Genomic DNA, 1092 nt, shown 5'->3' on the forward strand with positions numbered 1-1092 from the left:
GGCGCGATGATCCGCCAGCCGCGTTCGCCGACGAAGCGCGGCGACGCGGCCTGGCGCACACGCGGCTGGCCAGCTTCGGCAGCGTGCTGTTCCAGGGCGATGCCAGTCAGATGGCCAGCATCAAGGCCGTGGAGGCAGGCTACCCGCTGCGTGGCGCGCTGCGCGTGCGCGCCACGCCGGGCGGCACGCTGATCGCCGATGCCGGCATGCCGGCCAAGGGCCAGGCCTATGCCGATCCACGCCTGCTGCAGGCGCTGGGCCTGAAGGCCGGCGACGATCTGGAATTCGGTGCGGGCACGCTGCGCATCGCCGGCATCATCGAATCCGAACCCGATGCCGGCGGCGACCTGCTGACGCTGTCGCCGACCCTGCTGGTCAACCGCGCCGATGTGGAAGGCACCGGCCTGCTCGGCCCCGGCAGCCGCATCAATTACCGGCTGATGTTCGCCGGCCCGGCCACCGACATCGCTGCATTCCGGCAATGGCTGCTGCCGCAGGTGAAAGGCATGCGCCTGCTCAGCGTGAACGATACCCAGCGCGGGGTGCGCCAGGCCTTCGACCTGGCTGGCCGTTTCCTCGGCCTGAGCGCACTGCTGGCGGTACTGCTGGCCGGCGTGGCCACCGCACTGGCGGCCAACCGGTTCGCCCTGCGTCGCATCGACCAGGTGGCGATCCTGCGCTGCCTGGGCGCACGCCAGCGCGACATCCTGGCCGGCCTGGCCCTGCAGCTGCTGATGCTGGCCGTGCCTGCCTGTGCGATCGGCATCGGCCTGGGCATGGCGGCGCAGGAAGGACTGGTACAGGTGCTGGGCAGCCTGGTGCCGCAACGCCTGCCGCTGCCCGAAGCGATGCCCGCGCTGACCGGCGCGGGGATCGGCCTGTTGCTGCTGTTCGGCTTCGGACTGCCGCCTCTGTTGCGCCTGCGTGGCGTGCCGCCGATGCGCGTGCTCAACCGCTCGTTTGCCGCCTTGCCGCCGGCCTCGCTGCTGGCCTATGTGGCCGCACTGACGGCCAGCCTGGTACTGGCGGTGCAGGTCACCGGCGACCTGAAGCTGGCCCTGTGGGTGCTGGGTGGCCTGGCCGGGCTGGCGG

General features: G+C 71.8%; 1 protein-coding gene. It reads left to right on the forward strand.

What is annotated here, in order from left to right; genetic code table 11:
- Nucleotides 1–1092, forward strand: a 1092-nt coding sequence (locus DBR20_RS22500; protein WP_258223142.1) for an FtsX-like permease family protein, incomplete at both ends; no start/stop codon positions are given.

The organism is Stenotrophomonas sp. HMWF023 (genome assembly GCF_003060985.1).
GTDB lineage: Bacteria > Pseudomonadota > Gammaproteobacteria > Xanthomonadales > Xanthomonadaceae > Stenotrophomonas > Stenotrophomonas lactitubi.